Origin of the sequence: Pseudomonas sp. ADPe (assembly GCF_014843515.1) — a bacterium.
Classification (GTDB): domain Bacteria; phylum Pseudomonadota; class Gammaproteobacteria; order Pseudomonadales; family Pseudomonadaceae; genus Pseudomonas; species Pseudomonas citronellolis.
Map to the genome: position 1 here is coordinate 3607689 of NZ_CP062122.1, position 25782 is coordinate 3633470.

The 25782-nt window shown below is 68.2% G+C and carries 22 protein-coding genes; 17 read left to right on the top strand and 5 right to left on the bottom strand.

What is annotated here, in order from left to right:
- Position 1 precedes the first annotated feature (1 nt).
- From IG194_RS16245 to IG194_RS16260, 4 genes are read left to right on the top strand one after another with little or no spacing between them, the layout of a single operon-like run.
- Positions 2–760 carry a PilW family protein gene (locus IG194_RS16245; RefSeq protein ID WP_058488214.1) on the top strand — a complete coding sequence of 253 codons (759 nt, stop codon included), beginning with the start codon at positions 2–4 and terminating at the stop codon, positions 758–760.
- A complete protein-coding gene (locus IG194_RS16250) occupies positions 757–1341 on the top strand; it encodes a PilX N-terminal domain-containing pilus assembly protein (RefSeq protein ID WP_058488215.1) in 585 nt (194 codons plus the stop codon). Before IG194_RS16245 ends, IG194_RS16250 begins: the two co-directional genes overlap by 4 nt.
- 9 nt (positions 1342–1350) lie before the next feature.
- Positions 1351–5028 carry a pilus assembly protein gene (locus IG194_RS16255; RefSeq protein WP_058488216.1) on the top strand — a complete coding sequence of 1226 codons (3678 nt, stop codon included), beginning with the start codon at positions 1351–1353 and terminating at the stop codon, positions 5026–5028.
- Positions 5025–5420: a type IV pilin protein gene (locus IG194_RS16260; RefSeq protein WP_058488217.1), complete on the top strand. Its 396-nt coding sequence runs from the start codon at positions 5025–5027 to the stop codon at positions 5418–5420. The genes IG194_RS16255 and IG194_RS16260 overlap by 4 nt, the downstream gene beginning before the upstream one ends.
- Here IG194_RS16260 and IG194_RS16265 read toward each other — a convergent pair.
- Positions 5417–6004 carry a TIGR00730 family Rossman fold protein gene (locus IG194_RS16265; protein WP_058488218.1) on the bottom strand — a complete coding sequence of 196 codons (588 nt, stop codon included), beginning with the start codon at positions 6002–6004 and terminating at the stop codon, positions 5417–5419. The two genes, IG194_RS16260 and IG194_RS16265, sit on opposite strands and share 4 nt — an antisense overlap.
- Before the next feature lie 374 nt (positions 6005–6378).
- Here IG194_RS16265 and azu point away from each other — a divergent pair, with 374 nt between their 5' ends.
- Together azu and trhA are read left to right on the top strand one after the other, a co-directional pair.
- On the top strand, positions 6379–6825 hold the full coding sequence (azu, locus tag IG194_RS16270; RefSeq protein WP_009613416.1) for an azurin: 447 nt from the start codon (positions 6379–6381) through the stop codon (positions 6823–6825).
- 104 nt (positions 6826–6929) lie between these two features.
- Positions 6930–7562 carry a PAQR family membrane homeostasis protein TrhA gene (trhA, locus tag IG194_RS16275; protein ID WP_058488219.1) on the top strand — a complete coding sequence of 211 codons (633 nt, stop codon included), beginning with the start codon at positions 6930–6932 and terminating at the stop codon, positions 7560–7562.
- Between the two features lie 606 nt (positions 7563–8168).
- On the opposite strand, the gene nadE is transcribed toward trhA, so the two are convergent.
- Together nadE and IG194_RS16285 are read right to left on the bottom strand one after the other, a co-directional pair.
- Positions 8169–8996 (bottom strand): ammonia-dependent NAD(+) synthetase, encoded by an 828-nt coding sequence (nadE, locus tag IG194_RS16280; RefSeq protein ID WP_058488220.1) that lies wholly within the window; start codon positions 8994–8996, stop codon positions 8169–8171.
- A gap of 99 nt (positions 8997–9095) precedes the next feature.
- The gene (locus IG194_RS16285) at positions 9096–9992 is read right to left on the bottom strand and encodes a LysR family transcriptional regulator (RefSeq protein ID WP_009613413.1); all 897 of its coding nucleotides are present in this window, start codon (positions 9990–9992) and stop codon (positions 9096–9098) included.
- 170 nt (positions 9993–10162) lie between these two features.
- Between IG194_RS16285 and IG194_RS16290 the strand changes: the two genes are divergently transcribed.
- The 10 genes from IG194_RS16290 to IG194_RS16335 all read left to right on the top strand — a co-directional run bounded on the left by IG194_RS16290 (position 10163) and on the right by IG194_RS16335 (position 21762).
- Positions 10163–11653, top strand: a complete 1491-nt coding sequence (locus IG194_RS16290; protein ID WP_043316531.1) for an aldehyde dehydrogenase family protein — start codon at positions 10163–10165, stop codon at positions 11651–11653.
- A gap of 135 nt (positions 11654–11788) precedes the next feature.
- The gene (locus IG194_RS16295; RefSeq protein WP_058488221.1) at positions 11789–13072 is read left to right on the top strand and encodes an NAD(P)/FAD-dependent oxidoreductase; all 1284 of its coding nucleotides are present in this window, start codon (positions 11789–11791) and stop codon (positions 13070–13072) included.
- A 387-nt stretch (positions 13073–13459) separates the two neighbouring features.
- Positions 13460–14596 carry a branched-chain amino acid ABC transporter substrate-binding protein gene (locus IG194_RS16300; RefSeq protein WP_009613410.1) on the top strand — a complete coding sequence of 379 codons (1137 nt, stop codon included), beginning with the start codon at positions 13460–13462 and terminating at the stop codon, positions 14594–14596.
- A 143-nt stretch (positions 14597–14739) separates the two neighbouring features.
- Positions 14740–15654, top strand: a complete 915-nt coding sequence (locus IG194_RS16305; protein ID WP_009613409.1) for an ABC transporter permease subunit — start codon at positions 14740–14742, stop codon at positions 15652–15654.
- Positions 15655–15656: 2 nt separating this feature from the next.
- Entirely contained in the window at positions 15657–16946 is a 1290-nt protein-coding gene (gene livM / locus IG194_RS16310) for a high-affinity branched-chain amino acid ABC transporter permease LivM (protein WP_058488222.1), read from the top strand.
- Positions 16943–17815: an ATP-binding cassette domain-containing protein gene (locus tag IG194_RS16315; RefSeq protein WP_009613407.1), complete on the top strand. Its 873-nt coding sequence runs from the start codon at positions 16943–16945 to the stop codon at positions 17813–17815. Before livM ends, IG194_RS16315 begins: the two co-directional genes overlap by 4 nt.
- On the top strand, positions 17812–18528 hold the full coding sequence (locus IG194_RS16320) for an ABC transporter ATP-binding protein (RefSeq protein ID WP_009613406.1): 717 nt from the start codon (positions 17812–17814) through the stop codon (positions 18526–18528). The genes IG194_RS16315 and IG194_RS16320 overlap by 4 nt, the downstream gene beginning before the upstream one ends.
- 78 nt (positions 18529–18606) lie before the next feature.
- Positions 18607–19539 (top strand): ornithine cyclodeaminase family protein, encoded by a 933-nt coding sequence (locus IG194_RS16325; RefSeq protein WP_058488223.1) that lies wholly within the window; start codon positions 18607–18609, stop codon positions 19537–19539.
- 357 nt (positions 19540–19896) lie between these two features.
- Positions 19897–20658, top strand: a complete 762-nt coding sequence (locus IG194_RS16330) for an SDR family oxidoreductase (protein ID WP_043268632.1) — start codon at positions 19897–19899, stop codon at positions 20656–20658.
- 375 nt (positions 20659–21033) lie between these two features.
- Complete coding sequence (locus IG194_RS16335; protein WP_058488224.1) at positions 21034–21762, top strand: GntR family transcriptional regulator; 729 nt, start codon at positions 21034–21036, stop codon at positions 21760–21762.
- A 301-nt stretch (positions 21763–22063) separates the two neighbouring features.
- Here the strand turns inward: IG194_RS16335 and IG194_RS16340 are convergent, their stop codons facing one another.
- Both IG194_RS16340 and IG194_RS16345 read right to left on the bottom strand, forming a co-directional pair.
- Positions 22064–23008 carry a PDR/VanB family oxidoreductase gene (locus IG194_RS16340; protein ID WP_058488225.1) on the bottom strand — a complete coding sequence of 315 codons (945 nt, stop codon included), beginning with the start codon at positions 23006–23008 and terminating at the stop codon, positions 22064–22066.
- Positions 23009–23060: 52 nt separating this feature from the next.
- Positions 23061–24119: an aromatic ring-hydroxylating oxygenase subunit alpha gene (locus IG194_RS16345; RefSeq protein ID WP_058488226.1), complete on the bottom strand. Its 1059-nt coding sequence runs from the start codon at positions 24117–24119 to the stop codon at positions 23061–23063.
- A gap of 336 nt (positions 24120–24455) precedes the next feature.
- Between IG194_RS16345 and IG194_RS16350 the strand changes: the two genes are divergently transcribed.
- A complete protein-coding gene (locus tag IG194_RS16350) occupies positions 24456–25781 on the top strand; it encodes an MFS transporter (RefSeq protein ID WP_058488227.1) in 1326 nt (441 codons plus the stop codon).
- Position 25782: the final 1 nt, after the last annotated feature.

Sequence of the window (25782 nt, forward strand, 5' to 3'; positions counted from 1 at the left end):
AATGAGGGCCTCCCATCTGCAGCATGGCCAGCTGGGCCTGTCGCTGGTCGAACTGATGGTGGCGCTGCTGCTCGGCAGCGTGCTGATCATCGGTGTCACCCAGTTGTTCCTCGACCAGAAGCGCCACGCCCAGTTCCAGTTCGGCCAACTGGCCAACCAGGGCAATGCCCGTTTCGCCACCCACGCCATCGAGCGCCTGGCGGCCCGCGCCGGCTACCGGGCCAGGCCCCAGGCGCAAATAGCCGAGGAAGCCTTCCCGGCACGGGGAGCCGTCCATGGCTGTCCGGCTTTCGCCGCCGGGCAGACGCTGGCCCTGGCCCAGGGCAACAGGAGCGCGGCCTTGTGCGTGCGCTACCAGCGTGGCCTGGAGGCGCAAGAGGCGGACTGCAGCGGCGCGTCGCTGCCTTTCTCGACGAAACCGCTCAACGTGGTCGCCCACCTGGCGCTGGACAGCAACGCCGGAAAGCTGACTTGCACTTCCTTCGTCGAAGGGGGAAGCGGCCCCGGTTCCGCCAGCGTGCTGGTCGAGGACATGGTGGATTTCAGCTTCCAGCCGCTGGCCGACAGCACCGAGCAAGTACAGCAGGTCGGCCTGTACCTGCTGTTCGCCGGCAAGGGCGGCCAGGGCGACGGCATCGTCAGCGGGGTGCGCAACGACTGGCAGGCGCTGAGTGGCCGAGCCCCCGCCATCGCCGCCAGCGACACCCGTCCGTTGCAGATCGCCTTCGCCGCCATCGCCCAGAGGAACCTGAAGCCATGAATGTCCGTGCAAGCGCAACGGCCCAGGGCGGCGCCGTGCTCGTCGTGGCGCTGGTCATGCTGCTGCTGATGACCGTGCTGGCCCTGTCCGGCATCTCCGCCAGCCAGTTGGAGTTCCGCCTGGCCGGCAACCGCGCGGAACAGGTGCGCGCCTTCAACGCGGCCGAATCGGCCTTGCGCAACGTCGAGCGGCGCCTGGCGGATATCGCCGGCAGCGACGACCTGCGCGGCGCCAGTTGCGCCGGGCGCCAGGGCCTCTGCGTGCTGCAGGTGGACAGCGTGCGGCGCGTCGACGAGCAGGGCGCCTGGCAGTGGAGCTGGAGCAGCGATCCGGGTGCGTGGTGGGGAAAGGCGCAGAACGCCATCGACTACCGCGGCGCCGACGGCCAGAGCGGCTTCGACCGGACGCTGCGCCAGCACGCCGCCTACTTCGCCAGCGATGGCGACGGCCTGAACCTGGGCAACCTCGACGAGCCGCAGCTGCGCACCGACTACTACTACGCCGACGTCTATGCCGGGAGCGATGACGGGCGCACGCCGGTGCTCCTGCAATCGGTCTTCGCCCGGCGCTACGTGAACTGAGGAAAACCGATGAGCCTTCGCCGCCACTACCCCCGTCTCTTCCTCGGTCTGGCAGCGGCCTGGCTGGCTATGCCGGCGAGCGCCGATAAGCTGCACATCAGCCAGCAGCCGCTGTTCCTCAGCCAGACGGTGGCGCCGAACCTGATCCTGACGATGGACAGTTCCGGCAGCATGCACATGGCTTACGTTCCCGATGCCATCGGTAAGCATGCCGATAGTCGTCGGGCCAAGGCGGCCAGCTACAACCCGATGTACTACAACCCCCAACTGACCTACCGGGTGCCGAAGCAGGTCACCTTCAGCAACGGTCGACTGACGGTGCGCGAATACCCCGTCAGCCAGGGCGGTGGCTTCGATTTCACCCGGGTCAGGCGTAACGGCTTCGATGAAAGACGCGAGACGATCGACCTGGCCAATGAGTACCGGGTGACCTGGCGTTATTCTCCGGATTCGTCGAGCGATCTCGAGCAGACGAAGAATCCCGAAAGGGACTTCAAGCGCAGCGCTTCGCTGTCCACCGGGCAGACCTGGGATGGTGACCTCGCTCCCGGCCTTAGGCTGGAGATCAAGCGCACGGAGTGGTTCGCGTGCGATGGGCATCTCAACGGCAGGTGGGTTCCCTGTAGTTACAATGTGCTCGCAGGCACCTCCACGGTGGACCTTACCCAGCATGGTGTGCCGGCCTACTACTACAGGTTCGACGCGAGCCTGAGCGGCTGCTCGGCGTCCTCGACCGACGACAAGTGCTACAAACTGGTCAAGGTCGGCGCGAACTCCGGCCCGAACGGCGAGGACGAACGGGAGAACTTCGCCATCTGGTACGCCTTCTACCGCAACCGCGCCCTGGCCACCCAGAGCGCCGCCAACCTGGCCTTCAACAGCCTGCCCGAGTCCATCCGGCTGACCTGGCAGGATTTGAACGGCTGCAGCCAGCTCGACGGGCAGTGGGGGTGCAACGGCATCAGCTACAGCGGTGGCAACCCGTTTCGTCCATTCGCCAAGAAGCACCGCGCGGATTTCTTCCACTGGCTGTCGAGCGTCAGGTTCAGCGGCGGTACGCCTCTGCGCCAGGCGCTGGACCGGGCCGGCAAATTCATCGCCGACGAGGACGGCCCAGCCTACGACTTCGAGCCCGGCGGCAAGAAAGAGCCGAAATTCACCTGTCGCCCCAGCTATCACCTGATGATGACCGATGGGCTGTGGAACGGCAGGGCGGGCTCGGTGGGTGGCAACGTCGATGGTAGTGGCAGGACGTTGCCGGACGGCGCTCACTATGCGGCCCGCTCGCCCTTCAAGGACGGGGCGAAGAACACCCTGGCCGACCTGGCCTTCCACTACTGGGCCACCGATGCGCGCACGGACCTTGCCAACGAGCTGAAGCCCTACGTTCCCTTCGCCCAGGCGGATGCCACCCGGCAATACTGGGACCCGCGCAACAACCCGGCGACCTGGCAGCACCTGGTGACTTTCACCATGGGCCTGGGCCTGGGGCACTCGCTGCTCAGCCCGCAATGGTCCGGCGGCACCTTCGAGGGGGCCGGCTACCAGGGCCTGGCCAATGGCAGCATCGCCTGGCCGCCAGCGAGCTCCGATCATGAAAACAACGTCTACGACCTCTGGCACGCGGCGATCAACTCCCGCGGCGAGTTCTTCAGCGCCGAGGACCCGCAGCAGATGGTCGACGCCTTCGCCAGCATCCTCTCGCGCATCGTCAACCGTGCGGCCTCGGCGGCGCGGCCGGCGGTGGCGGCCGGCGAGGTGAAGGACCAGGCGCATGTCTACGTCGCCTCCTTCTCCAGCGAGGACTGGAGCGGCGACCTGGTCAAGTACCTGCAACCGGCGAACGCCGGCCGGCAGCAGCTGTGGAGCGCCAAGGCGCTGCTCGACGCGCGCAAGAACCCGCGGCGGGTACTCATGGGCAAGGGCAAGAGCCTGGTGGACTTCGCCTGGAGCAACCTCGACAGCGGGCAGCGGCGCGTCTTCAACCAGACGCTCTCCGGCGACCAGGACTCCCGCGGCGAAGCACGCGTGCAGTACCTGGCCGGCAAGCGCGACCTCGAAGGGAGCGAGTTCCGCGTGCGCGGCGGGCTGCTCGGCGACATCGTCAACTCGGCGCCGCTGCTGGTGACGGCGCCGTCCCGCCCGGCGCTGCCGCGCGACCGCCTGGAAAGCCCCGACAATGACGGCCTGAGCAGCAGGGACGACGCCTACAGCGAATTCAAGGCGGCGCAGGCCTCGCGGCGCAGCATGATCTACGTCGGCGCCAACGACGGCATGCTGCACGCCTTCGACGCCGAGACCGGCGAAGAGGTCTTCGCCTTCGTGCCCCGTCCCGCCCTGGCCGGCATGTACCGGTTGACCGATCCGCGCTACACCATTGCGGAGCATCGCTACCTGGTGGACGGCCCCCTGGTCGCCGAAGACGTGTTCTTCGACGGCGCCTGGCGCACCGTGCTGGTCGGCGGCCTCGGCGCCGGCGGCCGCGCGCTCTTCGCCCTGGACGTCACCGACCCGCAGCAGCCGAAGCTGCTCTGGGAGATCGAAGGCGGCGCCGGCCCGTTCGCACGCCTCGGCCATACCTTGGCGCGCCCGGTCATCACCCGCCTGCACAGCGGCCAGTGGGCGGTGCTGGCGGCCAACGGCTACGACGGCCTGCAGGACATGGCGGTGCTCTACCTGATCGACATCGCCACCGGCTCGCTGCTGCGCGAACTCAACGTGAGCCGGGGCGGCGATGCCGCCAACGGCCTGTCCAGCCCCCGCGCCGCGGACATGGACGGCGACGGCATCGTCGACCATGCCTACGCCGGCGACCTGCTCGGCAACCTCTGGCGCTTCGACCTCTACAAGGCCACCAGCCAGGGCGGATATGGCGGCCCCGACTCCGCCAGCGCCTCCGACTACCGGGTCGGGCTGGCCGGCCGGCCGCTGTTCCGCGCCCGCCTTGCCCCTCTTGCTCCGAGCAAAGAGGGCGAGGTACAGCCCATCACCGCGGCGCCCTGGCTGGTCCGCCATCCCTCGGGCCAGGGCGTGCTGGCGCTGCTGGGAACCGGCAAGTACTTCGAGGTCCACGACGCCGAGGCCGACACCAGCCGGGCGATGAGCCTCTACGGCATCTGGGACAGGCTGGCCGCGGGAGAGCAGGGCGGCAACGACTCGACGGTGACGCGCAACAGGCTGCAGGCCCAGAAGTTCACCAAGGCCACCGACAGCTACCGAAGCCTCAGCAGCAACCCGCTGGCCTGGGCGCCCGCTGCGCAGAAGCCCGGCTCGGCCGGCAACGGCGTGCATGGCTGGCTGCTGGACCTGCCGAAGACCGGCGAGCAGGTCGTCGCCGACCCGGCCAGCAGCGGCCGGCTGGCCTTGTTCGCCACCCTGACGCCGAACGCCGACCCCTGCCAGGATGGCGTCAGCACCTGGCTGCTGGCGCTCAACCCCCTGACTGGCGGGGCGCCGCTGACGGACGCGCTGGACTACAACAACGACGGCGTGGTCGATGCGCGGGACCGTGTCGAAGGCAACAAGGTCGCCGGTGTGCTGTTGCCCGGCGGCCTGGGCGGGGCGTCCCTCGGCTTCGACCTGTCCAGCGGCCTGGGTGTCGCCCACGGCAGCGAAGGGGCGGTGCGTTTCTACGACGGCATCCGCCCGGGCCGGCAGAGCTGGCGCCAGATGGAGGCATCGGAATGAGCGGGCAGAACGGCTTCAGCCTGCTGGAGCTGATGATCGTCGTGGTCATCGTCGGCATCCTCGCCAGCGTCGCCTATCCCAGCTACGTGGAATACGCGCGGCGCTCCGACCGCGCCGAAGGCCAGGCCCTGCTGATGGAGGCGGCGGCGCGCCAGGAACGATTCTTCGCGCAGAACCGCCGCTATGTGGTGGCCGATGCCGATATCGCCTCTCTCGGCCTGCAGGCGACCTCGCGCAATGGGCGCTACGTCCTGACGCTGTCGGCCGGCGAAGATGGCGATGGCGGCTACCTGCTGGAGGTCGAGCCGCAACGCAACGATCCCCGCTGCGGCACCCTGACGCTCAACGCCCTGGGCCAGCGCAGCCCGGCCACCAGCGAGTGCTGGCGCTAGGTCGGCGCGCGGTCGACCCACTTGGGCGCGGCCAGGGGCTTCCAGGCCTGCAGGGCATCGATCAGTTCGGCCGGGGTGGCGCCGCGCTGCAGCATCTGGCGGTGTTCCGTACGGACGAAGCGTTCCTGCACCAGGTGGTCGAGGAAGCTCAGCAGCGGGTCGTAGAAGCCGTTCACTTCCAGCAGGCCCAGGGGCTTGGCGTGGTAGCCCAGTTGGCCCCAGGTCCAGACCTCGAAGAGTTCCTCCAGGGTGCCCAGGCCGCCGGGCAGGGCGATGAAGGCGTCGCTCAGCTCGGCCATGCGCGCCTTGCGCGCGTGCATGCCGTCGACCACCTCCAGGCGGCTCAGGCCCTTGTGGCCGATTTCCGCCTCCTTCAGGCTCTGCGGGATGATCCCCACCACCTCGCCGCCGGCGGCCAGGGCGGCATCGGCCACCATGCCCATCAGGCCCACGGCGCCGCCGCCATAGACCAGGCGCAGGCCGCGCTCGGCGATGTGCCGGCCGAGGCTCTCGGCTGCTTCGCGGTAAATGGGGCTGGCACCGGGGCTGGCGCCGCAGAATACGCAGATGGAACGCAAGGTCATTGTCTGGAACTCCGTGACCGTCAAAACGGTCGTCAGAGTAACTGCTGCGTGTCCGCGCTCCAAGCCGCCATGGCCGACCTAGCCGCCGCAGGCGCCCTGGGCATAGCACGCGAGGACTTGCTGAAAAATTGTATACATGTTTGTATCCGATTTGTCGTGCATGGCGACGCTCTCCGTCAGGCATCCGTGACGGTCTATGCTGGACGGGGCGCGCTAATTTGCCTCGTTGAAAGTTCGTATCAGCCTGATAGAACTGCATGCTGGCAAGACTATGGCGCCGCCCGCACCGAATTGACCTGGATCAGCAGGCGCCGCCCGACTATCGGGCAGTCTGCCGTTCCGGATTCTCCGCCCAACCTGCCCAGGAGGCTCGTATGTTCCACAAACTCGCTGCTGTCACCCTGCTCGGTCTGTTCAGCGCCCCGCTGCTGGCTGCCGAATGCTCGGTGGACATTCAAGGCAACGACCAGATGCAGTTCAACACCAACGCCATCAGCGTGGACAAGAGCTGCAAGACCTTCACCGTGAACCTGTCCCACCCCGGCGCCCTGCCGAAGAACGTCATGGGCCACAACTGGGTGCTGACCACCGCCGCCGACATGCAGGGCGTGGTCGCCGACGGCATGGCCGCCGGCCTGGACAAGAACTACCTGAAGGACGGCGACACCCGCGTGATCGCCCACACCAAGATCATCGGCTCCGGCGAGAAAGACTCGGTGAGCTTCGACGTCTCCAAGCTGAAGGAAGGCGAGCAGTACATGTTCTTCTGCAGCTTCCCGGGCCACTCGGCAATGATGAAGGGCACCCTCGCTCTGAAGTGAGTTCGTCGCTTCGTACGAAAGCCCGGCTTGCAGCCGGGCTTTTTCGTTTTAACTTATCCTGGTAGGCGACCCGCCGTGCCTGGGTCGCGTCAGGGGGGAAGAACGTGTACCACGGTGAACGATTCAATGCCTGGACCCACCTGCTCGGCGCCGTGGCGGCGCTGGTGGGCGGCACCTGGCTGGTGATCGCCAGCAGCCTGCTCGGCGATGCGCTGAAGATAGTCGGCGTCTCGGTCTACAGCGGCAGCCTGCTGCTGCTCTACAGCGTCTCCACCACCTACCACAGCGTGCGCGGGCGGGCCAAGACGATCCTGCGCAAGCTCGACCACCTGTCGATCTACCTGCTGATCGCCGGCAGCTACACGCCCTTCTGCCTGGTGAGCCTCAAGGGCGCCTGGGGCTGGACGCTGTTCGGCATCGTCTGGAGCCTGGCGGTGCTGGGCATGCTGCAGGAACTCAAGCCGCGCTCCGAGGCGCGGGTGCTGTCCATCGTCATCTACGCGGTGATGGGCTGGATCGTGCTGATTGCCCTGGGCCCGCTGTACCGCGCCCTTGGCCCGGGCGGCCTGGCCTGGCTGGTGGCCGGCGGGGCCAGCTACACCATCGGCATCCTGTTCTTCGCCTACGACGAGCGCTTCCGCCACTGGCACGGCATCTGGCACCTGTTCGTGATCGCCGGCAGCCTGCTGCACTTCATCGCGGTGTGGCAGTACGTGCTGCCAGCGCGGGTGGCATAGAAGCGGAATACCGTGTCCCCCGGCAACCTGTAGGAGCGGGCCCTGCCCGCGAAATCGCGCGCAGGGCGCGCTCCTACATGGAATGGCGCGGGTGGGGCGGCGTAGGAGCGGATCTCATCCGCGAATCGCGCCGGAGGTTCCGGCTATCGCGGACAAGGTCCGCTCCTACGGGAGGAGGAATACCGTGCCTCCCGGCGACCTGTAGCGGGCCCTGCCCGCGAAATCGCGCGCAGGGCGCGCTCCTACATGGAATGGCGCGGGTGGGGCAGCGTAGCGGATCTCATCCGCGAATCGCGCCGGAGGTTCCGGCTAATCGCGGACAAGGTCCGCTCCTACGGGGGGAGGAATATCGTGCCTCCCGGCAACCTGTAGGAGCGGGCCCTGCCCGCGAAATCGCGCGCAGGGCGCGCTCCTACATGGAATGGCGCGGGTGGGCAGCGTAGCGGATCTCATCCGCGAATCGCGCCGGAGGTTCCGGCTAATCGCGGACAAGGTCCGCTCCTACGGGGGGAGGAATACTGTGCCTCCCGGCAACCTGTAGGAGCGGGCCCTGCCCGCGAAATCGCGCGCAGGGCGCGCTCCTACAGGGAATGGCGCAAGGCGCCCTCACGGCGCCTTCGGCAGCTGCCGCTTGTGGTGGGTCTTCTCGTAGGTGCGCTTGATGATCTCGAAGGCCTCCGGGCTGACCGGCTGGCCGTGCAGGAAGGCGTCGATCTCCTGGTAGGTCACGCCGTGGGCGTGTTCGTCCGGCTTGCCCGGGGCCAGGTCTTCGAGGTCGGCGGTGGGCACTTTTTCCACGAGGAATTCCGGGGCGCCCAGGGTGCGGGCGATGGTGCGCACCTGGTGCTTCACCAGGCCGGTCAGCGGGGCGATGTCGCAGGCGCCGTCGCCGAACTTGGTGAAGAAGCCCATCACCGCCTCGGCGGCGTGGTCGGTGCCCACCACCAGGCCCTGGCGGGCGTTGGCGATGGTGTACTGGGCGACCATGCGCATGCGCGCCTTGGTGTTGCCCAGGGCGAAGTCCACGGTGGCGGCGGGCAGGCCGTCGAGGGCGCGGGTCTGCTCGGCCAGGGCCTGGACCGCCGGGCCGATGTTCACCGTGTGGCGCTCGTCCGGGGCGATGCAGTCCACCGCCGCCTGGGCGTCGGACTCGTCGCCCTGCACGTTGTACGGCAGGCGCACGGCGATGAAGCGGTAGTCCGAGTTGCCGGTTTCCTCGCGCAGGCCTTCCACGGCGCGCTGGCAGAGCATGCCGGCGGTGAGGGAGTCGACACCGCCGCTGATGCCCAGCACCAGGGTCCTGGTGCCCGACTCGCGCAGGCAGTCCTGGATGAAGCGGATGCGGCGCTGGATTTCCGCCTGCACGTCGGCCTCGGTGGCGAAGGGCCGCTGCACGTTGAGGTCCTTGGCGATGTCGTCTTGGATGGTTTTCATGGGCTTCTCTGTCCGGTTGTGGACGGGCGCGGCCCGTCGGATGCGGAAAAAATACCAGCACGCGGCGTGCCGGGCGATGCCCGGATGGTCGCGGGCGCTTCAGGGCTGTTGCAGGTGCTCGCCGATCCACTCGACGAAGGCGCGCACCTTGGGCACCGCCGCGGCCTGCTCGGGGTAGGCCAGGTAGTAGGCGCTGCGGCTCTGCAGGCTGTGCGGCCAGGCGACCACCAGCTTGCCTTCGGCCAGTTCCTCCTCCACCAGGAAGCGCGGCAGCAGGGCCACGCCGCAGCCGGCCTGGGCGGCGCGGATGCACATGTAGAAGGTGTCGAAGCGCGGCCCGTGGAAGCTGTGCTCGCTGCGCCGGTCGAGGCTGGCGAACCACTCGTGCCAGGCCTCCGGGCGGGTGGCGTTCTGCAGCAGCACCAGTTCGTCCAGTTGCAGCGGGTCGTCCAGCGGCTGCGCCGGGAGGAGCGCCGGCGAGCACACCGGCAGCATTTCCTCGCCGAACAGGTGCAGGCACTCGGCGCCGGGCAGGGTGCCGGGGCCGAAGAAGAAAGCCACGTCGCAGCGCGAGTGCAGCAGGTCGTCGGGCTCCAGTTCCTGGCGCAGGTCCAGGTGGATGTTCGGGTGGCGATGGCGCCAGCCGTTGAGCAGCGGGATCAGCCAGCGCGCACCGAAAGTGGGCGGGGTGGACACGCGCAGCACCTCGGTCTCGCCGCCGTAGGACAGCAGGTAGCGGGTGGACAGCTCCACCTGGCTGAGGATCTTGCGCACCTCCTGCAGGTACAGCTCGCCCGCCGGGGTCAGCTGCAGGCGCCGGCGCACGCGGCGGAACAGCAGGTGCTGGAGCATCTCCTCCAGCTGCGCCACCTGCTTGCTCACCGCGCTCTGGGTCAGCGCCAGCTCCTCCGAGGCGCGGGTGAAGCTCAGGTGCCGGGCCACGGCCTCGAAGCACTGCAGGGCGGTCATGGAGGGCAGGTGGCGTTTGTTGAGCATCGTCGTGATCGGCTCTGTGAATGCCGGTAGGGCGGCTCCGCCGACGCGCAGCCGCCCCTGGCATGAATTTACGGAATGATGTGCATAGGAAACGTCGTTTGTTGGCCGCCTGCAAGCCGGTTATTACTGCTTGCATTCCAATGGCTTAACCGACTGGCTCAGGAGACGCGATGATTTCCGCACTGCTCGAGAAACTGGGAGTCGATTCCTCCCTCTACTCCAACGGCGACCATGTCATCCACAGCCCCATCGACGGCAGCCGCCTGGGCGCCGTGCGCCTGGAAAGCGCAGCCGAGGTGGAGCAGAAGATCGGCCGCGCGGCCCAGGCCTTCGCCGCCTGGCGCGCGGTGCCGGCGCCGCGCCGCGGCGAGTTGGTGCGGCTGTTCGGCGAGCAGCTGCGCGCGCACAAGGCCGAGCTGGGCGAGCTGGTGTCCTGGGAAGCCGGCAAGATCACCCAGGAAGGCCAGGGCGAAGTGCAGGAGATGATCGACATCTGCGACTTCGCCGTCGGCCTGTCGCGCCAGCTCTACGGCCTGACCATCGCCTCCGAGCGCCCCGGCCACCACATGCGCGAGACCTGGCAGCCGCTGGGCGTGGTCGGCGTCATCAGCGCCTTCAACTTCCCGGTCGCCGTGTGGTCGTGGAACACCGCGCTGGCCCTGGTGTGCGGCAACCCGGTGGTGTGGAAGCCATCGGAGAAGACGCCGCTCACCGCGCTGGCCTGCCAGGCCCTGTTCGACAAGGCCCTGGCGCAGTTCGGCGACGCCCCGGCCTGCCTCAGCCAGGTGCTGATCGGCGACCGCGCCGCCGGCGAGGCCCTGGTGGACGATCCGCGCGTGGCCCTGGTCAGCGCCACCGGCAGCACCCGCATGGGCCGCGAAGTGGGCCCGCGCGTCGCCGCCCGCTTCGGCCGCAGCATCCTCGAACTGGGCGGCAACAACGCCATGATCCTGGCCCCCAGCGCCGACCTGGACATGGCCGTGCGCGCCATCCTGTTCAGCGCCGTGGGCACCGCCGGGCAGCGCTGCACCACGTTGCGTCGGCTGATCGCCCACGAGTCGGTGAAGGACGAGATAGTCGCGCGCCTGAAGGCCGCGTATTCGAAAGTGCGCATCGGCCACCCGCTGCAGGGCAACCTGGTCGGCCCGCTGATCGACGAGCGCAGCTTCCTGGCCATGCAGGGCGCGCTGGAGCAGGCGCGCGGCGAGGGCGGCACGGTGTTCGGCGGCGAGCGCCAGCTGCAAGACCAGTTCCCCGAGGCCTTCTACGTCTCCCCGGCCATCGTCGAGATGCCCGAGCAGAGCGACGTGGTGCGCAGCGAGACCTTCGCCCCGATCCTCTACGTGATCCCCTACAAGGACTTCGACGAGGCGGTGGCGCTGAACAACGCCGTGCCCCAGGGCCTGTCGTCCTGCGTGTTCACCACCGACGTGCGCGAGGCGGAAGCCTTCATGTCGGCGATCGGCAGCGACTGCGGCATCGCCAACGTCAACATCGGCCCCAGCGGCGCGGAAATCGGCGGCGCCTTCGGTGGCGAGAAGGAAACCGGCGGCGGCCGCGAATCCGGCTCCGACGCCTGGAAGGCCTACATGCGCCGGCAGACCAACACCGTGAACTGGTCGCGGGAGTTGCCGTTGGCCCAGGGCATAGTGTTCGATTAGCTGAAAGCTGAAAGCTGAAAGCTGAAAGCTGAAAGCGCAAGACCAGGGTGTGACTTCTAGCTGTGGGTGGGGCGGCAGGCTCTTTCTTGGAGCTTGCCGCTTGCCGCTTGCAGCTCCTTGTACAAGGATCAGCGGATGTCGCTTCGCCAAGAGTGTCTGTGGGAACACCTGACCCCCGAGCGGCCGCAGGCGCCGTCGCTGCTGGGGGAACACGAGGCCGACGTGTGCGTCGTCGGCGCCGGCTTCACCGGGCTCTCCGCGGCCCTGCACCTGCTGGAGGCGGGGCGCAGCGTCTGTGTGCTGGAGGCTCATCGCACCGGCCATGGCGGTGCCGGGCGCAACGTCGGGCTGGTCAATGCCGGCCTGTGGATTCCGCCGGACGAGATCGAGGCGGGCATGGGCCAGGAGGTCGGCTCGCGCCTCAACCGCATGCTCGGCGCGGCGCCCGCGCTGGTCTTCTCGCTGATCGACAAGTACGCCATCGACTGCCAGGCGCGCCGCGAGGGCACCCTGCACATGGCCCACAACCAGCGCGGCCTGGACGACCTGCGCAGCCGCTGCGAGCAATGGCAGCGCCGAGGCGCCCCGGTCGAGCTGCTCACCGGCGCGGCCTGTGCCGAGGCCTGCGGCACTGAAAGAATCGCCGGCGCGCTGCTCGACCGCCGCGCCGGCACCCTCAACCCCATGGCCTACGTCAGCGGCCTGGCCCGCGCCGTGGTCGAGCTGGGCGGCGGGCTGTACCACAACTCGGCGGTGACCGCGCTGGAGCGCGAGGGCGCCGCCTGGCGCGTCATCACCGGCGAGGGCAGCGTGCTGGCGCAGAAGGTGGTGATCGCCTCCAGCGCCTACACCGAGGGCGAGTGGACGCAACTGCGCCGCACCTTCTTCCCCGGTTACTACTACCAGGTCGCCTCGCGCCCGCTGGAGGGCGCCGAGGCCGCGCGCATCCTGCCCGGCGGCCAGGGCTCCTGGGACACCCGCCAGGTGCTCAGCAGCATCCGCCGCGACGCCGACGGCCGCCTGCTGCTCGGCAGCCTGGGCAAGGGCACCGGCAAGCCGGAGTGGTTCATCCGCAGCTGGGCCGACCGCATCCAGCAGCACTACTTCCCGCGGCTGGGCAAGGTGGACTGGGAATTCACCTGGACCGGCTGCATCGACTTCACCCCCGACCACCTGATGCGCCTGTTCGAGCCGGCGCCGGGGCTGCTCGCCATGAGCGGCTACAACGGCCGCGGGGTGACCACCGGCACCGTGGTGGGCAAGGCCTTCGCCGACTTCCTGCTGCGCGGCGAGGCCAGCGCCCTGCCCATGCCCCTGCGGCCGCTGGAGGAGGTTTCCGCGGCGGGCCTGCGCAGCTGCCTGTACGAGGCGGGCTTCTCGCTCTACCACGCCGGGCAGTGCCTGCGCGTGGTGATCTAGCGGCGCGCCCGGGACGGGGGCGCCCGGCCCCGTCCGCCTCGTCTGGCCCCTTCTGCACTTTGGTCTAGCCTTTTTGGTGCGTTACCTCGATGGGCGCGCACCGAGAATGTGCAGTTAGGTGACAGCGATGGTTACCGCTCGGGTTGCGCCCGTTGGCTGCTGGTTGTGCCAGCTCGCGGGATGGACGGTTGCGCCCATCGGATGTTTGGGTTGCACCTTTTGTTTTTGGGGGTTGCACACGCCAAAAGCTGTTTTCTGCCGGCCCTGGCCGGTTCTGCTGTCCGACTTTTCGAATAACAAAAACGGATGGCACGCGGCTTGCTGTTGGCTAATCGCCAACATCTGTTGTTTCGCGCGTCACCACAAAAACCTCAGGAGCAAAACTCCATGTCGCAGAAGATTTTCAGAAAAGGCTTTCTGGCCCTGGCGGTAACCGCCGCGATGGGCATGACTTCTCTCGCCCAGGCTGACGTCGTGATCGGCGTCGCTGGCCCGCACACCGGGGCCAACGCCTCCTTCGGCGAGCAATACTGGCGCGGAGCGACCCAGGCCGCCGAGGACATCAACGCCGCCGGCGGCGTCAACGGCGAGAAGATCAAGCTGGTGAAGGCGGACGACGCCTGCGAACCGAAACAGGCCGTGGCCGTGGCCAACCGCCTGGTCGACGAAGACAAGGCGGTGGCGGTGGTCGGCCACTTCTGCTCCTCCTCCACCATCCCCGCCTCCGAGGTCTACGACGAGGCCGGCATCATCGCCATCACCCCCGGCTCGACCAACCCGCAGGTCACCGAGCGCGGCCTCTCCGGCATGTTCCGCATGTGCGGCCGCGACGACCAGCAGGGCATCGTCGCCGGCGACTATATCGTCGACGTGCTCAAGGCCAAGAAGGTCGCGGTCATCCACGACAAGGACACCTACGGCCAGGGCCTGGCCGACGCCACCCGCGCGCAGCTGAACAAGCGCGGCGTGAAGGAGGTGCTGTACGAAGGCCTGACCCGCGGCGAGAAGGACTTCAACGCCCTGGTCACCAAGATCCGCGCTTCCGGCGCCGAGGTCGTCTACTTCGGCGGCCTGCACCCCGAGGCCGGCCCGCTGGTGCGGCAGATGCGCGAACAGGGCCTGACCGCCAAGTTCATGTCCGACGACGGCATCGTCACCGACGAGCTGGTCACCACCGCCGGCGGCCCGCAGTACGTCAAGGGCGTGCTGATGACCTTCGGCGCCGACCCACGGCTGATCCCCGACGGCAAGGCGGTGGTCGAGAAGTTCCGCGCCGGCGGCTTCGAGCCCGAGGGCTACACCCTCTACGCCTACGCCTCGGTGCAGGCCCTGGCGGCCGGCTTCAACGGCGCCGGCAAGACCGACCCGGCGGCCGCTGCCAAGTGGCTGAAGTCGCACCCGGTACAGACCGTGATGGGCAAGAAGGAGTGGGACCAGAAGGGCGACCTGAAAGTCTCCGACTACGTGGTCTACGAGTGGGACGACAAGGGCAAGTACCACCAGCTGGACGCTTTCAAGAAGTGATCCCGGCCTGACGCGCCGCCTGCCGGCGCCGCCACGAGCGGCGCCGGCATCCCCGCAGGTCGACGTCGCCCGCGGGCGGTCACGAGCCGCATCAGGCGCGCTGCGTCAGCCTTTTCCTGCCCCGCTTGCGTGAGTATCCAATCGTGGACGGCATCTTTCTCCAGCAAATGATCAACGGGCTGACCCTCGGGTCGGTCTACGGCCTGATCGCCATCGGTTACACGATGGTCTACGGCATCATCGGCATGATCAACTTCGCCCACGGCGAGGTTTACATGGTCTCGGCCTACCTTTCCGCCATCGGCCTGGCGCTGCTGGCCTTCTTCGGCCTGCATTCCTTCCCGCTGCTGATCCTCGGCACGCTGATCTTCACCATCCTGGTCACCGGCGTGTACGGCTGGGTGATCGAGCGCATCGCCTACAAGCCGCTGCGCAACTCCACGCGCCTGGCGCCGCTGATCAGCGCCATCGGCATGTCGCTGATCCTGCAGAACTACGTGCAGCTGGCCCAGGGCCCGCGCCAGCAGGGCGTGCCGACGCTGCTCGAAGGCGCCTTCAAGCTGCACATCGGCGACGGCTGGGTGCAGCTGACCTACACCAAGCTGTTCATCCTGCTGGCCTCCTTCGCCGGCATGGCCGTGCTCACCTACGTGATCCAGTACACCAAGCTCGGGCGCATGTGCCGCGCCACCCAGCAGGATCGCAAGATGGCCTCGATCCTGGGCATCAACACCGACCGGGTGATCTCCTACGTGTTCGTCATCGGCGCCGCCATGGCCGCGCTGGCCGGCGTGCTGATCACCATGAACTACGGCACCTTCGACTTCTACGCCGGCTTCATCATCGGCATCAAGGCGTTCACCGCCGCGGTGCTCGGCGGCATCGGCTCGCTGCCCGGGGCCATGCTCGGCGGCCTGATCCTGGGCGTGGCCGAGGCGCAGTTCTCCGGCATGGTCAACACCGACTACAAGGACGTGTTCGCCTTCGGGCTGCTGGTGACCATCCTCATCTTCCGACCGCAAGGACTCCTGGGCCGGCCCCAGGTATCGAAGGTGTGAGCATGGCTACCGCAACCGCTTCCGCCCCGCGCATCGACCTCAAGCAGAGCCTGGTGGACACCGTCCTGGCCGGCCTGGTCGCCCTCATCGTATTCGGCCCTATCGTCGGCATCGTGCTCGACGGCTACAGCTTCAACCTGCAACCGGTGCGCCTGGCCTGGATGGTCGGCGCGGTCATGGCCGGGCGCCTGGTGCTCAGCCTGTTCCTGCAGACCGCCGTCGGCAGCCGCGTGCTCGACCGCTTCGAGGGCTCCGACTCCGGCATCCAGGTGCTGCCGCCGGGCTACAAGACGCGCCTGCGCTGGATCATCCCGCTGCTGGTGGTGGTCGCCGTGGCCTTCCCGTTCTTCGCCACCAAGTACCTGTATGGCGTGATCATCCTCGGGCTGATCTACGTGCTGCTGGGCCTGGGCCTGAACATAGTGGTGGGCCTCGCCGGGCTGCTCGACCTGGGCTACGTGGCCTTCTACGCCATCGGCGCCTACGGCCTGGCGCTGGGCTACCAGTACCTCGGTCTAGGCTTCTGGACCCTGCTGGTGCTGGCGCCGTTGATCGCGGCGATGGCCGGGGCGCTGCTGGGCTTCCCGGTGCTGCGCATGCACGGCGACTACCTGGCCATCGTGACCCTGGGCTTCGGCGAGATCATTCGCCTGGTGCTCAACAACTGGCTGTCCTTCACCGGCGGCCCGAACGGCATGCAGGTGCCGGCGCCGACCTTTTTCGGCCTGGAGTTCGGCAAGCGGGCCAAGGAGGGGGGGATACCCATCAACGAATTCCTTGGCATCCAGTACAGCGCTAACTTCAAGTCCCTGTTCCTCTACATCGTGCTCTGCCTGGTTGTCATCCTGGTGCTATACATCAAGCACCGGCTGACGCGCATGCCGGTCGGACGCGCCTGGGAAGCGCTACGCGAGGACGAGATCGCCTGCCGCTCTCTGGGCCTGAACCACGTGTTGGTGAAGCTCTCGGCGTTCATGCTCGGCGCCTCTACCGCCGGCCTGGCCGGGGTGTTCTTCGCCAGCCAGCAGGGCTTCGTCAATCCCACCTCGTTCAACTTCTTCGAGTCGGCGCTGATCCTCGCCATCGTCGTGCTCGGCGGCATGGGCTCGACCCTCGGGGTGGTGATCGCCGCCTTCGTGCTGACGGTGACGCCGGAACTGCTGCGCAGCTTCGCCGACTACCGCGTGCTGCTGTTCGGCATGCTCATGGTGCTGATGATGATCTGGCGCCCGCGCGGGCTGATCCGCATCAACCGCCGGGGCTTCGCCAAGCGCAAGGGGGTGGCGCCATGAGCGACAAGATTCTCAGCGTCGAGCACCTGATGATGCACTTCGGCGGCATCAAGGCGCTCAACGACGTCAACCTGGACGTGGAGCGCGGCTCCATCACCGCGCTGATCGGCCCCAACGGCGCCGGCAAGACCACCGTGTTCAACTGCCTGACCGGCTTCTACAAGGCCACCGGCGGGAAGATCCTGCTCAACACCCAGGGCACTACCACCGACGTCATCAAGATCCTCGGCCAGCCGTTCCAGGCCGGCGACTTCGTCAACCCGGCGCAGTTCGGCAGCCGCGTGTACTACAAGATGTTCGGCGGTACCCACCTGGTGAACCGCGCGGGGCTGGCGCGCACCTTCCAGAACATCCGCCTGTTCCGCGAAATGTCGGTGGTGGAGAACCTGCTGGTGGCGCAGCACATGTACGTCAACCGCAACCTGGTTTCCGGCATCCTCAACACCCCCGGCTACCGCCGCGCGGAAAGCGACGCGCTGGACCACGCCTTCTACTGGCTGGAAGTGGTCGATCTGGTGGACTGCGCCAACCGCCTGGCCGGCGAGATGTCCTACGGCCAGCAGCGCCGCCTGGAGATCGCCCGGGCCATGTGCACGCGCCCGGAAATCATCTGCCTGGACGAACCGGCCGCCGGCCTCAACCCGGCCGAGACCCAGGCGCTGAGCCGGATCATCCGCTTCCTGCGCGACCACCACGGCATCACCGTGCTGCTCATCGAGCACGACATGGGCATGGTGATGAACATCTCCGACCACATCATCGTGCTCGACCACGGCGACGTGATCGCCCGCGGCCTGCCGGCGGAGATCCGCAGCAACGACAAGGTGATCGCCGCCTACCTGGGCGCAGACGAAGAGGAGGTCGCATGACGGCGCCGATTCTGGAATTCCGTGATGTGGATGTGTTCTACGGGCCGATCCAGGCGCTGAAGAAGGTTTCCCTGACCGTGGGCGAAGGCGAGACGGTGGCGCTGATCGGCGCCAACGGCGCCGGCAAGTCCACCCTGCTGATGTCCATCTTCGGCCAGCCGCGCGCGGCCGCCGGGCAGATTCTCTACCGCGGCCAGGACATCGCCCGGCGCTCGGCGCACTACGTGGCCTCCAACGGCATCGCGCAGTCGCCGGAAGGGCGCCGGGTGTTCCCCGACATGAGCGTGGAGGAGAACCTGCTGATGGGCACCATCCCCATCGGCATGGACCACGCCCAGGAAGACATGCAGCGCATGTTCGAGCTGTTCCCGCGGCTGAAGGAGCGGCGCAACCAGCGCGCCATGACCATGTCCGGCGGCGAGCAGCAGATGCTCGCCATCGCCCGCGCGCTGATGAGCCGGCCCAAGCTGCTGCTGCTCGACGAACCCTCCCTGGGCCTGGCGCCCATCGTGGTCAAGCAGATCTTCCAGACCCTGCGCGAACTGGCGCAGACCGGCATGACGCTGTTCCTCGTCGAGCAGAACGCCAACCACGCCCTCAGGCTCTCCGACCGCGGCTATGTGATGGTCAACGGCGAGATTCGCATGAGCGGCACGGGCGCGGAACTGCTGGGCAACCAGGAGGTGCGCGACGCCTATCTGGGCGGGCACTGACCGCACATCTGCTCTTCGTAGGAGCGAGGGGGACGCCTCGCTCCTACAAGGGCTCGCCTGACTTTATGGGGAGTCTCCATGCACGATGTCCGTTTCCTCACCAACGCCGACGTCGCCGAGCGCCTGGCTTATCCACAACTGATCGAAGCCCTGCGCCAGGGCCTGGCCGACACCTGCGAGGCGCCGGTGCGCGGCTGCCATGCGCTGCCCGATAACGCCACGCTGCTGACCATGCCGGTGTGGCGCCCGGGGCAGGACATCGGCGTCAAGCTGGTCACCGTGTTCCCCGGCAACGGCGCGCGCGGCCTGCCGGCGGTGGCCGCGCTGTTCTGCCTGTTCGACGGCGTCGACGGCCGCCCGCTGGCGCTGCTCGAAGCCTCCGAACTCACCGCCCGGCGCACCGCCTGCACCTCGGCCCTGGCGGCGGACCACCTGGCCCGGCGCGACGCCGAGCGCCTGCTCATCGTCGGCAGCGGCACCCTGGCGCCGCACATGGTGCGCGCCCACGCGGCGGTGCGCGACTACACCGACGTCGCCATCTGGGGCCGGCACCCGTCCAAGGTCGCCGCGCTGGTCGAGCGCCTGGCCGGCGAAGGCTACCCGGTGCGCGCCTGCGAAGACCTCGCCGCAGGCGTGGCCGCGGCCGACACCATCAGCTGCGTGACCACCTCCCGCGAGCCGCTGGTGCGCGGCGAGTGGCTGAGCCCTGGCAGCCACCTCGACCTGGTCGGCGCCTTCCTGCCGAGCATGCGCGAGACCGACAGCGAAGCCGTGCGCCGCGCGCGCATCGTCGTCGACACCCGCGAAGGCGCGCTGGAGGAAGCCGGCGACCTGCTGATCCCCCTGGCCGAGGGCGCCATCGCCGAATCGGCCATCCACACCCAGCTCGGCGACCTGCTGCAGGGCCGCGGGCTGCGCCGTGACGACCAGGAAATCACCCTGTTCAAATCGGTCGGCTACGCCCTGGAAGACCTGATCGCCGCGCGCCTGCTGGTGGAGCAGGGCGGCTAGCGGGTTGTCCACGGAATCTGTTGGGCAAGCTGTGGATAAGCTTGGGAAAGCTGCTCCCGGCCCAGACGCGCCGTGGCTTGCGCAGCGCTGCCTGAATACTGACCAGGGGCATGGCGCAAGCCGCGAAACGCCTGGGCTGCTGCGCCCGTGGCAGGCGCTCGCCAGGCATTGCCGAAAACCGCTGCCGACTGTGGAGCAGCCTGTGGAAAACCTGGGGGAAAACCTCTCCGTCCCGCGTCCCTGGGCGTCTGCCGAACTGTTCGGCCATTGTGGACGGCCGCTGTAGCGCTGGCTGGCGGGGCAGGGCTGCTATCCTGCGAAGTCCGACAGAAAAACCGCCAGCAGAGGAATTGGCCCATGACTCCCACCCTGTTCATTACCGGCGCCACCTCCGGCTTCGGCGAAGCCTGCGCCCGCCGTTTCGCTCGCGACGGCTGGTCGCTGGTGATCACCGGCCGCCGCGAAGACCGCCTGCAGGCCCTGGCCAAGGAGCTGTCCGCCCAGGCCGAAGTGCTGCCTATCACCCTCGACGTGCGCGACCGCGCCGCCGTGGCCCGCGCCGTGGACAACCTGCCGGCCGGCTTCGACAAGCTACGCGCGCTGATCAACAACGCCGGCCTGGCCCTGGGCGCCGACCCGGCGCAGGAGTGCGACCTGGACGACTGGGACACCATGGTCGACACCAACATCAAGGGCCTGATGTACTGCACCCGCCTGCTGCTGCCCCGGCTGATCGCCCACGGCCGCGGCGCCAGCATCCTCAACCTCGGCTCGGTGGCCGGCCAGTGGCCGTACCCCGGCAGCCACGTCTACGGCGCCACCAAGGCCTTCGTCGAACAGTTCTCCCTGAGCCTGCGCTGCGACCTGCAGGGCACCGGCGTACGCGTCAGCAACCTGGAGCCGGGCCTGTGCGAAAGCGAGTTCTCCCTGGTGCGCTTCGGCGGCGACCAGGCGCGCTACGACAAGACCTACGCCGGCACCGAGGCACTGCAGCCCGAAGACATTGCCGAGACCATCCACTGGATCGTCAACCAGCCGCCGCACATCAACATCAACAGCCTGGAGATCATGCCGGTGAGCCAGGCCTGGGCGGGGTTCTCGGTGCATCGCAAGGGGTGAGGAGCGCGGGCTCTTGTAGGAGCGAGGGGGACGCCTGGTTCTTGCTCGCGAACGGAGTATCTCGGCGATTCCTCTGCGTTGGTTTGACTCCGCTCCCTCTCCCTAACCCTCTCCCTGAAGGGAGAGGGGACCGTTCGGAGTGCGCTGATGTTTCGGCGTCGGCCGGCTCGTACCGATTACCCGGCTAACACCAAATTCCTTCTCGGCACGGACAGGCCCCCTCTCCCTTCAGGGAGAGGGCTGGGGAGAGGGGACTGAGTCTGGGGCAAACTGCGAGGCTGCCGGGTAACGCCATTCGCGAGCAAGCTCGCTCCTACGAAAAGCGCCACGCCGCGCTATCATCCCCCGACTCTCCCCGCCACAAGAGCCTCCTCGATGAGCAAACCAGGCCAACGCGTGCTGGCTGAACTGCGCAAGATGATCGCCTCCGGCGAACTGGCCGCCGGCGAGCGCATCGTCGAGATTCCCACCGCGGAGCGCCTGCAGGTTTCGCGCATGCCGGTGCGCATGGCGTTGCGTGTGCTGGAGCAGGAAGGGCTGCTGGTCAAGGCCGGCAACCGTGGCTATACGGTGCGCGAAGTCACCGAGGACGACATCGCCGGCGCCGTGGAGGTACGCGGCGTGCTGGAAGGGCTGGCAGCGCGCCAGGCGGCTGAGCGGGGAATTTCCGAAGAGACGCGGGCGCAGCTCCAGCAGTGCCTGGACGAAGGCGACCGCATTTTCGCAAAGGGCCATGTACTGCCCGAGGACCTGGAGGCCTACCACAGCCTCAACATGCGCTTCCACCAGGCGATCATCGAGGCCAGCGGCAACCGCGCCATCACCGAGGCCCTGGCGCGCAACGACCACCTGCCGTTCGCCTCGGTCAGCTCGCTGGCGGTGGACCGCGACAACCTGCCCCGCGAATACCAGCGCTTCAACTTCGCCCACATGCAGCACCACGCCGCCTACGACGCCCTGGTCAACGGCCAGGGCGCGCGCGCCGAGGCGATCATGCGTGAGCATGCCAACGCTACTTTGCGCTACGCCGAATACTTCCACCCGCCGCGGGAGGGGGTGGCGGTGCTGAAGAAGTCCGTGGCGGGGGAAAAAGACCGGTCGTAGGACCAACCAGCGGTGCCGAGATGCTTTTCGTAGGAGCGAGCTTGCTCGCGAACGGGCTTCACCGTTGTGCCTGGCCGAAGAGCGCCCTCTCCCTAACCCTCTCCCTGAAGGGAGAGGGGACCGTTCGGAGCGCTTGGATGCTCTGGAGTTCGCCGGATGCTGTGGTACCCGGCTGAAACCTTGCCTTTAGCCGGCACGGACAAGCCCCCTCTCCCTTCAGGGAGAGGGCTGGGGAGAGGGGACGGAGTCAAACCGAAACACCCAAGCCGCCTGGAAACTCCCTTCGCGAGCAAGCTCGCTCCTACAGATCCAACACCAACCGCGCACTCCGCGACCGCGAACAGCAAGGCGTGAACTGATCATTGGCAGCCTGCTCGTCCTCGGTCAGGTACTGGTCACGATGCTCCGGCACCCCTTCCAACACCCGCGTCAGGCAGGTGCCGCAGATACCCTGCTCACACGCCACCTGCACCTCCACACCGACACCGCGCAGCGCCTCCACCACGCTCTGCCCATCCTCCACGCGCACCACCTGCCCGCTGCTCGCCAACTGCACCTCGAAGGCTTCGCCGCCCACGTCCGGCTCAGCGCCGAAGTACTCACGGTGCAGGCGCGACTCGTCCCAGCCCAGGGCACGCGCACTGTCCAGCACATGCGCCATGAAGCCCGCCGGGCCGCAGGTGTACAGCTGCGCATCGCCCGCCTGCGCTGCCAGCAGCGCGGCCACGTCCAGGCGCCGCGCCGGCTCGCCGTTGTCGAAGTGGCAATGCACGCGGGTGGCGAAGGCGGACTGCGCCAGGTACTCGACGAAGGCCGCCTGCTGCGCCGAGCGCGCGCAGTAGTGCAGCTCGAAGTCGGCGCCGCTGCGCGAAAGCTGCTCGGCCATGCTCAGCAGCGGGGTGATGCCGATGCCGCCGGCCAGCAGCAGGCGCCTTCCCGGGCCTTCGGCGAGGGGGAAGAGGTTGCGTGGTTCGCCGATGCGCAGCGGCTGCCCGGCCTGCAGTTCGTGCACCGCGCGGGAGCCGCCGCGCGAGTCGGCGCAGCGCAGCACGGCGATGCGGTAGCGGTGGGTTTCCTCCGGCGCGTTGCACAGCGAGTACTGGCGCACCAGCCCGCCCGGCAGGTGCAGGTCGATGTGCGCGCCGGCGCTGAAGGCGGGCAGGGGGCCGGCGTCGGGGCGGGCCAGTTCGAGGCTGAGGATGTCCGGGGTTTCCCGCTGCACGCGGGTGATGACGACGTCTAGCACGGTGGCGGTCTCACGCTTGGCCGGCCTCGCGGGCCGGCGCTGGAAAGGGGGCTCAGGCGCTGGCGATGAGCGCGGCGGCGGGTTGCTGTTGCTCGGCCGCGCAGAGGCGTTCGAGGATGCGCCGCGACTGCACGCCGCCGGCGTCGATGTTCAGCTTCAGCAATTGCCGTTGCGGGTGGCGCAGCAGGTTCTGCTGCTGCTGTTCGAGCATCTCCAGGTCCTCGCCGAAAATCTTCCCCTGGCCCTCGCGGATGGTCGCGGTAAGCGCCGCGTCCTGCGGCTGGAAGTTGCGCGCCATGCCCCAGAAGTACCAGATGGAGGTCTCGCTCTCCGGGGTGATGAAGTCGACCACGATGCTCGCCGCCTTGTGCTGCGCTGGGGCGTGGTAGCCGCCGTGGCCGGCGTGGGCCACGCCCACTTCGATCAGCACGTGGCTGGGCGGGGTGAAGCGGCAGATCTGCCAGCGGTCCACCGGCACGTCGTCGGCCAGGCCGTTGCCGCGCAGGGCCAGGCGCCAGAAGGGCGGGGCCATGACGTTCTGCATATGCCGCTCGGTGATCACTTCCTCGCCTTCCACGCGGGTTTTCGGCGCGGCTTCGTCGATCTCCTTCTGGCCGATGCTGTTGGCGTGCACGTAGGTCTCGTGGGTGAGGTCCATGAGGTTGTCGATCATCAGCCGGTAGTCGCACTGGATGTGGTACAGGCCGCCGCCGTAGGCCCAGTCCGGGTTGTCGGCCCATTCCAGGTGGTGGATCAGCGCCGGGTCGGCCTGCGCGGCGTCGCCCGGCCACACCCAGATGAAGCCGTAGCGCTCTTCCACGGCGAACTTGCGGATCGCCGGGAAGCCGCGCACGCGCTGGCCGGGCATGGACTCGGTGTGGCCTTCGCAGCCCATGGCCAGGCCGTGGTAGCCGCAGATCAGCTTGCCGTCCTCGACGAAGCCCAGCGACAGCGGCGCGCCGCGGTGCGGGCAGAAGTCCTCCAGCGCCGCCACGCGGCCTTCGGGGCCGCGATAGAAGACCATCTTCTCGCCGCAGACCTGCCGGCCCAGGGGCTTCCCGGCGATCTCGTCGGGGGGGCAGGCGACGTACCAGGCGTTCTTCGGGAACATGGGGCGATCCTCATCTTGTGGTTTTTATTGGATCCAATGGTTGGCTTCGAGCGGAAAGCCTGTCAACCGTGGTGGTCGAAAAATAATCAGTTCGATAACCGAACGAATTCCGAATCCAAGCTGAAGGCTCCGTAAAATCTGGATCTTGGCGTCGTAAAGGCTGTGGGATCTGTGGTTTCCGTCAGCCCATTCCGTGATTTTGGGATCCAATGGGGGCTTGTGCTCGGGATCCACCGCTGCCAGGGTGTGCGCCAACCAAGCCTCCACAACAAGAACAAGAGGAACCCGCCATGCCGTGCGCCCATTCCCGAACCTCCGTCTGCCGGAGGTGCGCCCATGAATCGTGACCTGCGCCATGCCCTCGACCAGGGCCCGATGAACCGCTTCCAGTGGACGGCCATCGGCATCTGCATCCTGCTCAACATGATCGACGGCTTCGACGTGCTGGTGATGGCCTTCACCGCCGCCTCGGTCTCCGCCGAGTGGAGCCTGAACGGCGCCCAGGTCGGCCTGCTGCTCAGCGCCGGGCTGTTCGGCATGGCCGCCGGCTCGCTGTTCATCGCCCCGCGCGCCGACCGCTTCGGGCGCCGCCCGCTGATCCTCTTCTGCCTGCTGCTGTGCGGCCTCGGCATGCTGTGCTCGGCCCTGGCCCAGAGCCCGACGCAACTGGCCCTGCTGCGTGGCTTCACCGGCCTTGGCATCGGCGGCATCCTCGCCAGCAGCAACGTGATCGCCGCCGAATATGCCAACCGCCGCTGGCGCCCCCTGGCGGTCAGCCTGCAGTCCACCGGCTATGCCCTGGGCGCCACCTTCGGCGGGCTGCTGGCGGTGTGGCTGATCGGCCACTGGGGTTGGCGCTCGGTGTTCCTGGCCGGCGGCCTGATCTCCCTGGCGGCCATCCCGCTGGTGCTGGCGGGCCTGCCCGAGTCGCTGGACTTCCTCCTCGCCCGCCGTCCGGCCAACGCCCTGGCGCGGGTCAACGGCCTGGCCCGGCGACTGGGCCTGCAGAGCCTGGATGCGCTGCCCGAAGCCCGCTCGCGCGAGGCCTCCGGCGTGGCGATGCTGCAGCTGCTGGCGCCCGCGCTGCGCCGCTCGACGCTGCTGATCTGGCTGCTGTTCTTCCTCGCCATGTTCGGCTTCTACTTCATCATGAGCTGGACGCCCAAGCTGCTCACCGCCGCCGGCCTCACCGCGCAGCAGGGCATCACCGGCGGTGTGCTGCTGAGCATCGGCGGCATCTTCGGCGCCGCCCTGGTCGGCGCGCTCTCGGCGCGCGTGCCGCTGGCGCGGGTGCTGCAGGGCTTCATGCTGGTCACCGCGGCGCTGCTGGTGCTGTTCCTCGGCTCGGCCTCGTCACTGGCCGCCGCGCTTGGCCTGGGGCTGCTCATCGGGCTGTTCGCCAACGGCTGCATCGCCGGGCTCTACGCGCTGTCGCCGCTGATCTACCCGGCCGGCGTGCGCGCCACCGGGGTGGGCTGGGCGATCGGCGTGGGGCGCCTGGGCGCCATTCTCTCGCCCACCGTGGCCGGGCTGCTGCTGGACGACGGCTGGCAACCGCTGCACCTGTACGGCGTGTTCGCCGTGGTCTTCGTCGCCGCCGCCATGGTGCTGCTGGGCCTGCGCCCGGCGGCGCCGGCCGGCGAGCCGCTGGCCGCGCACTGAG

What these genes read in the sequence shown, in the direction of transcription:
- IG194_RS16245 (WP_058488214.1), top strand. Translation starts at nt 2, where the DNA reads ATGAGGGCCTCCCATCTGCAGCATGGCCAGCTGGGCCTGTCGCTGGTC.
- IG194_RS16250 (WP_058488215.1), top strand. Translation starts at nt 757, where the DNA reads ATGAATGTCCGTGCAAGCGCAACGGCCCAGGGCGGCGCCGTGCTCGTC.
- IG194_RS16255 (WP_058488216.1), top strand. Translation starts at nt 1,351, where the DNA reads ATGAGCCTTCGCCGCCACTACCCCCGTCTCTTCCTCGGTCTGGCAGCG.
- IG194_RS16260 (WP_058488217.1), top strand. Translation starts at nt 5,025, where the DNA reads ATGAGCGGGCAGAACGGCTTCAGCCTGCTGGAGCTGATGATCGTCGTG.
- IG194_RS16265 (WP_058488218.1), bottom strand. Translation starts at nt 6,004, where the DNA reads ATGACCTTGCGTTCCATCTGCGTATTCTGCGGCGCCAGCCCCGGTGCC.
- azu (WP_009613416.1), top strand. Translation starts at nt 6,379, where the DNA reads ATGTTCCACAAACTCGCTGCTGTCACCCTGCTCGGTCTGTTCAGCGCC.
- nadE (WP_058488220.1), bottom strand. Translation starts at nt 8,996, where the DNA reads ATGAAAACCATCCAAGACGACATCGCCAAGGACCTCAACGTGCAGCGG.
- IG194_RS16285 (WP_009613413.1), bottom strand. Translation starts at nt 9,992, where the DNA reads ATGCTCAACAAACGCCACCTGCCCTCCATGACCGCCCTGCAGTGCTTC.
- IG194_RS16290 (WP_043316531.1), top strand. Translation starts at nt 10,163, where the DNA reads ATGATTTCCGCACTGCTCGAGAAACTGGGAGTCGATTCCTCCCTCTAC.
- IG194_RS16295 (WP_058488221.1), top strand. Translation starts at nt 11,789, where the DNA reads ATGTCGCTTCGCCAAGAGTGTCTGTGGGAACACCTGACCCCCGAGCGG.
- IG194_RS16300 (WP_009613410.1), top strand. Translation starts at nt 13,460, where the DNA reads ATGTCGCAGAAGATTTTCAGAAAAGGCTTTCTGGCCCTGGCGGTAACC.
- livM (WP_058488222.1), top strand. Translation starts at nt 15,657, where the DNA reads ATGGCTACCGCAACCGCTTCCGCCCCGCGCATCGACCTCAAGCAGAGC.
- IG194_RS16315 (WP_009613407.1), top strand. Translation starts at nt 16,943, where the DNA reads ATGAGCGACAAGATTCTCAGCGTCGAGCACCTGATGATGCACTTCGGC.
- IG194_RS16320 (WP_009613406.1), top strand. Translation starts at nt 17,812, where the DNA reads ATGACGGCGCCGATTCTGGAATTCCGTGATGTGGATGTGTTCTACGGG.
- IG194_RS16325 (WP_058488223.1), top strand. Translation starts at nt 18,607, where the DNA reads ATGCACGATGTCCGTTTCCTCACCAACGCCGACGTCGCCGAGCGCCTG.
- IG194_RS16330 (WP_043268632.1), top strand. Translation starts at nt 19,897, where the DNA reads ATGACTCCCACCCTGTTCATTACCGGCGCCACCTCCGGCTTCGGCGAA.
- IG194_RS16335 (WP_058488224.1), top strand. Translation starts at nt 21,034, where the DNA reads ATGAGCAAACCAGGCCAACGCGTGCTGGCTGAACTGCGCAAGATGATC.
- IG194_RS16345 (WP_058488226.1), bottom strand. Translation starts at nt 24,119, where the DNA reads ATGTTCCCGAAGAACGCCTGGTACGTCGCCTGCCCCCCCGACGAGATC.
- IG194_RS16350 (WP_058488227.1), top strand. Translation starts at nt 24,456, where the DNA reads ATGAATCGTGACCTGCGCCATGCCCTCGACCAGGGCCCGATGAACCGC.